Annotated in this window: 5 protein-coding genes, 1 pseudogene and 1 riboswitch; all 6 genes and pseudogenes read right to left on the reverse strand. The window is 70.3% G+C overall.

Annotated features, from left to right (window positions below; genetic code table 11):
* Positions 1–384, reverse strand: a pseudogene (locus ACWDX9_RS57915) (hypothetical protein); the annotation flags it as partial.
* A gap of 65 nt (positions 385–449) precedes the next feature.
* Complete coding sequence (locus ACWDX9_RS57920; protein WP_449971828.1) at positions 450–1,721, reverse strand: M48 family metallopeptidase; 1,272 nt, start codon at positions 1,719–1,721, stop codon at positions 450–452.
* Between the two features lie 359 nt (positions 1,722–2,080).
* Positions 2,081–2,899 carry a hypothetical protein gene (locus tag ACWDX9_RS57925; RefSeq protein ID WP_449971830.1) on the reverse strand — a complete coding sequence of 273 codons (819 nt, stop codon included), beginning with the start codon at positions 2,897–2,899 and terminating at the stop codon, positions 2,081–2,083.
* 486 nt (positions 2,900–3,385) lie between these two features.
* Positions 3,386–3,901 (reverse strand): C40 family peptidase, encoded by a 516-nt coding sequence (locus ACWDX9_RS57930; RefSeq protein ID WP_449971832.1) that lies wholly within the window; start codon positions 3,899–3,901, stop codon positions 3,386–3,388.
* Between the two features lie 73 nt (positions 3,902–3,974).
* Positions 3,975–4,139, reverse strand: a riboswitch (cyclic di-AMP (ydaO/yuaA leader).
* A gap of 395 nt (positions 4,140–4,534) precedes the next feature.
* The gene (locus tag ACWDX9_RS57935; RefSeq protein ID WP_449971835.1) at positions 4,535–5,509 is read right to left on the reverse strand and encodes an NlpC/P60 family protein; all 975 of its coding nucleotides are present in this window, start codon (positions 5,507–5,509) and stop codon (positions 4,535–4,537) included.
* Positions 5,510–5,640: 131 nt separating this feature from the next.
* Positions 5,641–6,346: NYN domain-containing protein (locus tag ACWDX9_RS57940; protein ID WP_449971837.1), on the reverse strand; the 706-nt coding region annotated here is incomplete at its 5' end.

The following is a 6,346-nucleotide window of genomic DNA, read 5'->3' on the forward strand; positions in this document are numbered from 1 at the left end:
GAGCGCTGTGGCGTCGAGGTGACTCGCGCCAAGGTGCGTCGTGAGCGGATGGGCCGCCCGGCGCAGGCGGGGGGCGAGCAGCCCGAGCGGCGCCGCCGCCCCGAACACCACGGTCTGCGCGCCGTGCTCGGCCACCAGCCTCGCCGCCCTGCGGGCGACGGCCGGCGTCGGGAGCATGAGCCGCGTCGGATGCCGCACGATCGGGAACGGCTGGAGCTCGTCGAACTCCTCGCAGCCCGGCCAGGCGGGCGCGTAGACGACCACGCCCGGCGTGCGCAGCGCGAGGCCGTGCACGAACGACTGGATGCCGCCCGGCCTGGGCGGGAAGTCGTTCGTGACGACGAGCACCTTGGGCCCCGCACCCAGCGTCGCTCCTGCCGCCACACGTGTCACTGGACGTGTCACCGCACCTGTCACCGCACGCGTCACTGCACGTGTCACCGCACGTGTCACTGCACGGGGACGCCGTTCAGCTTGGCCCATGCACGGGCCATCGCGATGCGCTCGGGGCTGGAAGGATGGGACGCATAGAGCACATATTCCACCGCATCCGGCGACAAGTCGGAAATATTGGTGACTGCCAGGCGTTTCTGCATCGCTATGAACGTGGCCGGATCGTGCGTGAGGTCCAGCGCGTGCAGGTCGGCCCTGGCCTCGATGTGGCGGCTGATCAGGTTCTCGGCGGGGCTCATGAGCAGCGAGCCGAAGGTCATCAGGCCGATGACCGCGCCGACCGCGCGCGGATCGCCCAGGCCGGTGACGCCGGTGCGGCGGCGTACCAGGCCGAACACCCAGAACAGCAGGATCGCGCCCAGCGCGGCGCCCAGGGCGCCGATGAACGTGCCGTAGAGCACGTCGTCGGTCTTGGCGTGGCCCAGCTCGTGCGCCACGACCAGCTCGACCTCGGCCTTCGGGGCCTTGAGCAGCGTGTCGTAGACGACGATGCGGCGCGTGGCGCCGAACCCGGACACGTAGGCGTTCAGCGCCGTCGTCCTGCGGGAGGCGTCGGCGACCAGCACGTCCTCGACCGGCACGCCGTCCCGCTTGGCCATGTCCAGGAGCTCGGTGCGGAGCTGGCCCTGCTGCATGGTCGTGAAGTCGTTGAACAGCGGCTCGAACACCACCGGGTAGACGAACGACGCCAGCACCGTCAGCGCGAACGCGCCCACGGCGGCCGGGATCCACCACCGCCTGAACGTGCGGGCCAGCGCCACGAGCACCAGCAGCATCAGGGAGAGCATGAACGCGTCGACGCCTATGTTCTTCAGCCGGTCGCTTGCCCAGGACCCCCAGGTCTGGATGGACAGGCCGTAGCCGCGCAGCAGCGTCTCGCCCCAGATGGCGATCGGCAGCTTGATCAGCTGGGTGAAGAGGGTGATGACCACGACGCCCAGCACCACGCGGACCCACCAGGGGCCTTTGAGCCACGCCACCAGCTTCACGCCGAGCGGGGTGGCGACGAGCAGTCCGGCGATGATCAGCGTGAGGGCCAGCGAGAGGTAGGCGGGCAGGGTGCTGGCCGCATCGAACGCCTCGGACCTGGCGATCTGCGCGGCGGTGAAGTCTCGGGCCGGGTCGGGCGGTCCGGAGGTCAGGAGGTGCCAGGGGGTGCTGAAGGCGGCCACGGCCGCGATCACCAGGCCGAGCAGCACGGCCGCCACCGCCGCCTGCCGCCGCAGCCGGCGCTCGCCGTCGGACTCCGGCGGCCCTCCCCCGTTCACGGACACACCCTCACTCTGCCCTCGCCTGCCGCCGCCGCTCTCCCCCTTCACGAACGCACCACCGCCGGCCACCGGACCCGCGCTCTCCCCTTTCACTGGCGTGCCACCTCCGGGCATCGGGCTGACGCCCTCCCCTTTCACGGACGCGCCACCCCCGGACGTCAGGCCGACGCCCTCCCCTTTCACGGACGCGCCACCTCCCGACATCGGGCCGGCGCTCTCCCCCTTTACTGACGCGCTCGCACCGTGACCGCGCGCCTCGCCACTCAGAGCCGCGGTGCCTCCGGCCTCCTCACCCTCCTTCGACGCCTCTTGCGACGCGTCGTCCACGTTCCGCCGTTCGCTCATCTGCCTCCCCCTCACGCGAGCTGGTCTCGCACGTAGTCGCGCCACCGTGCCGTCAGCGTGGCCGCGGAGAGGCCGAGCGCGGCGAGTGCTCGGTCTACGCCGCCCGCGCGGGCGTCACGGTAGAGCCTCACCAGCGTCCTCTCACCGAACCGGTCAGCCAGGAAGCGACACGCCAGCCAAGCCTCCTGGTACGCCCGGGCGAGCCGGACGGGGTCCCGCCCGTCAGCCGCGAAAGCCTCAGGTCCGGGCAATTCCCTCGGCAGTCTCCCGGCCCGCACCTCGGCGGCGAGCTCGGCGGCCGCGGTCCTCATGGGGAGCCCGGAGTCGCGGTAGCCGACGTAGTCGGCGAACCCCTCATAGAGCCATGGGGGCAGGCGGTCGGTGCCGGCGACGACGTGGGTGAGCTCGTGGGTGAGTACGACGTCCTTGCCGGTGGAGTTCAGCCTGGCGAAGAACTCGGGGACGATGATCACGCGCCCGCGATCGGCCACCGCCGCCAGCCCGTCGACCCGCCCCACCCCGGCCAGCCCGGCCGCTTCGGCAGCGGACGAGGGAACGACTACGAGCGGTCGTACTGACCTTCCGAGCACCGCCGACACCCGCTGCCCCGCCCGATCAGCCCTCCGCGCGATGTCGCCGAGCTCGGCGGGTGCGGTGTGCCCGCCGACGACCACGGATCGGGCCCCGCGGACCACGACCTCGCGGTCACCCCACAGGCCACGGACTTCGGCGGGAAGGATGGGGGAATCGGGGGTGGGGGCGCTGGCGGGGGCGACGGCGAGAAGCAGGACGGAGACGATCGCGGCCCGCCGACTCACCTGCCCTGACACGATGCCCGATCGTAGCCGCCCGCCGGCCCCTGACCGGCCACTCCGCACCCCCTTGAGAACCGTCCACCCGCACCGCATGCGGTGGCTGCGCGCCAGAGGACCACACACCGCGCGCCATCGGACGGGGAGCCTGGCCCGCGAGCCGGGACCTCTGAGCCCTGAGCCGAGGGCTGAGGGTCATGGGACCGAGGGTCGTGAGCCGTGTGGCCGAGGGTCGTGGAGCCGAGGAGCGGGTTGAGCGGCTGTGGGCCTGTGGGGCCACGTGCGCGAGACCGTGAGGCGGGAAGCCATGAGGCGGGCGGGGTGGGTGGGTGGGGTGGCTGGTTTGAGGGGGGGGCCGTTGCGGTGGGTGCGTTGTGCGGGTCAGCGGGCGTCTCCCTGGAGGCCCTCAGCCAGGTGCGGCGGGTGGCGCCGCCCGTGCTCCGCCGTAAAAAAATGAAAGCAACAATGGGAGAGCCCCGCCCGGAGGAGCCGGGCGGGGCTTCTTCACATGCCGGGACGGACAGCGCCGACGAACGACGCCCGCCGCCATCCACCCAGCTTGTCGATGCGTACCCGTTCGCCTGTCCGAGGCGAATGGACCATCTTGCCCTTGCCGACGTACATGCCCACGTGGCCGAGCCCCCTGAAGAACATCAGGTCGCCGGGCCGGAGGTTCCGCCACGAGACCTTGTTCCTGGTGCGGGCGAACTGGCTGGCCGCCACGCGTGGGAGCTTCACCCCGGCCTTCTTCCAGGCGTACTGGACGAGGCCGGAGCAGTCGAACGAACCGGGGCCTGTGCCTCCGTACCGATACGGGTCACCGACCTGGTTCTTGGCCACGGCGACGGCCTTGCGGGCCTTCGCCTTCTGACGGGCGACCTTGGCCGCCCTCAGCGCCGCGGCCGAGGTCGTCTTCGAGGTTCCGGCGGTTGCGGCCGCCTTGGTCGTCGACGCCGAATCGGTCGTGGCAGCCTGAGCCGTTGGGGCATGGAGGATCGCACCTCCGGCCGTCACGGTCATCGTGAGCGCTACGCCACTCAGGGCAATGCGGGACAGACGGGGGTTATGCAGGGAGGTAGACAGGATTTCTCCTTGACTCTTCCACGAATGCCTACCGGGTTAGCTGACGGATTCGGGCCTGGAAGTCGCCCTACGGCGCGATGTGCGCGCCGATTCACCCCCTGATCCCTGGGGAACTGGGATCGCTGGGTCCCCGGCTCCGTGCCTCCTGGCTGCACGGATTCGGCAGGCCAACCGTCCCGACCAATGTGTTGATGTGGGGACATTTGGGCGGTTGACCAGCGGATCTTTATCTGTCTCACACCGGGAGAGACCGGTGCAGGTTCGCGGGGGACATGGCTTGTTCACCGCGACGTCGCCAGAAGCTACGCCGAAGGGTCAAGGATCGGCAAAGCGGGACACCGCCTGTAAAGATCAGATAGTGGAGTCAGTAAGGAGGGAAATCCCTGCTGGAACACCAGGTTCCGTTATCGAAATGTGACGCTGCTCACATTTGTTTTCGCGCCCGTTTGTCAGGCCCCAAATGTCGCGTTTGTCACACTTGTTGCGGCTCGTCAGGCGCGCTGGATCGTTCCCATCGCTCATCAAACCGAACCTCGTTCGGCTGATGCGATCAACGATTCGGCGTCGTAGCTACGGGCGGATGGCGCCCACGAGGCGGCCGCCGTACGACGAGAGTTTGACGACCTTGACCACGTCGCCCGTCTGCGGCGCGTGAACGATTTTCCCGTCGCCGGCGTAGATACTGACGTGACCCAGGCTCGAGCTGAAGATGAGGTCCCCCGGCTGGAGGGCGCTCAGTGAGACCTTGCGGCTCGCGCCCCAGGCCCACTGCTGCCAGGTCGTGCGCGGCAGCGACACGCCCGCGGCGCGCCACGCCGCCTGGGTCAGGCCGGAGCAGTCCCAGCCGCCCGGCCCCGTCCCGCCGAACACGTACGGCTTGCCCACCTGGGCGAAGGCGAAGCGCAGGACGGCGGCGGCGTTGCCCGAGGCCGGCCCCGTGTACTGGATGCCGACGCTGTTCGGGTTGCCGGGGTTGTAGGCGCCGAGCTTCTTCAGGAGCTTCTTCTGCTCGGAGATCAGCTTCATGATCTCCGAACGCTCCTTCTCGACCCCGTCCCGTTCCCGGTCGGCCGCCTCCAGCGCCTCTTCCGCCTTGTCGCGTTCGACCTTCAGCCCGCGGTTCTCCCGGTCGAACGCGGCCAGCTTCTCCGCCCGCTCCCGCGAGAGCTGCCCGGCCAGCGCCAGGCTCATCAGGAAGTCGTCGGGGCGGTCCGCGCTCACGAGGCCGGGCAGGGAGGTCACGTCGGTGCCGAGCTTGTAGCTGTCGACGGCCATGCCGATCACCTGGGCGCGCAGGTCCGCGACCGTCGCCAGCTTGGTCTTGTAGCGGTCGTTCAGCTTGGTGTACGCGCCCTTGGCGGCCTTGTACCGCTCGGTGGCCGTGTTGAAGCGGTCGACGACCTTGTCGGCCTTGTCGTTGAGCTTGTCGAGCTTGGCCTTGGCCTGTCCGAGGGTCGGCCGGGGATCGGCGACGGCGGCTCCCATGGGGGACAGGACCAGCCCGAACGCGAGACCCGCGGCCACCGGCACCCTGCCAAACCTCACTGTGTCGCCTCCCAGGGATGATATCTGGGGCGAATAGTACAGAAGTGGCGGGTGAGGTCACACGCTATCCACCCAATTCGTAATATCCCTGGCACGGCGCGGCAAATCCGCCCGTAAGGGGTGCAGGTAATCTAGGCCCGGCCCAGCCTGCGCAGCAGCAAGCCAGACGGAACGGGTCTGGCTCCCATCCGCCTGACGGACTCGGCCACCTCACGGTCCGACGACACCACGGCCATGGCCCGGCCGGGCGGCTCGGCGCGTACGAGCTGGCGGATCAGATCGTCGGCGATCTCCCCCGGCTGGCTGAACAGCACCCGCACCCCGCGCGGCGCCACGACCTGCACCGGGGAGTTCAGCTCGGCCCCGTCGAACACGACGGTGACCTCGACCCTGGTCTGCGCCACCAGCCCGCCGAGCCCGGTCATGAGCCGGGTGCGCTGGTCGGCGAGGGTGAGCGTGCCGTAGCCGGTCTTGGTCACGTTGTAGCCGTCGATGATCAGGTGGACCTGCGGCAGGGCCAGGAGCTGGTCGAGGAGCTGCGGATCGTCGTCGGCCAGCGCCCGCGCGGGCACCCCCCGGACGCCGGGCCGCTCGCCGGTGACCGCGGCGACCGAGTCGGCGGGCCGGCTGATCATCGTGGGCAGGGCGAGCTCCCTGCGCAGCCCGGCCGAGGCGTCCTGCAGCGCGTCGAGCAGCACCCGGATGCGGGCGTCCTCGATGCTCCTGCCCTCGCGGGCGGCCCGGCGCGAGGCCTCCAGCTGCTTCTCCACGTCGGCCAGCCGCTCGCGCAGCCGCCGCAGCTCGGACTCGCCCGCGGTGCCCGCGGCCGTGGCGGCC

This window comes from Nonomuraea sp. NPDC003201 (genome assembly GCF_053590415.1).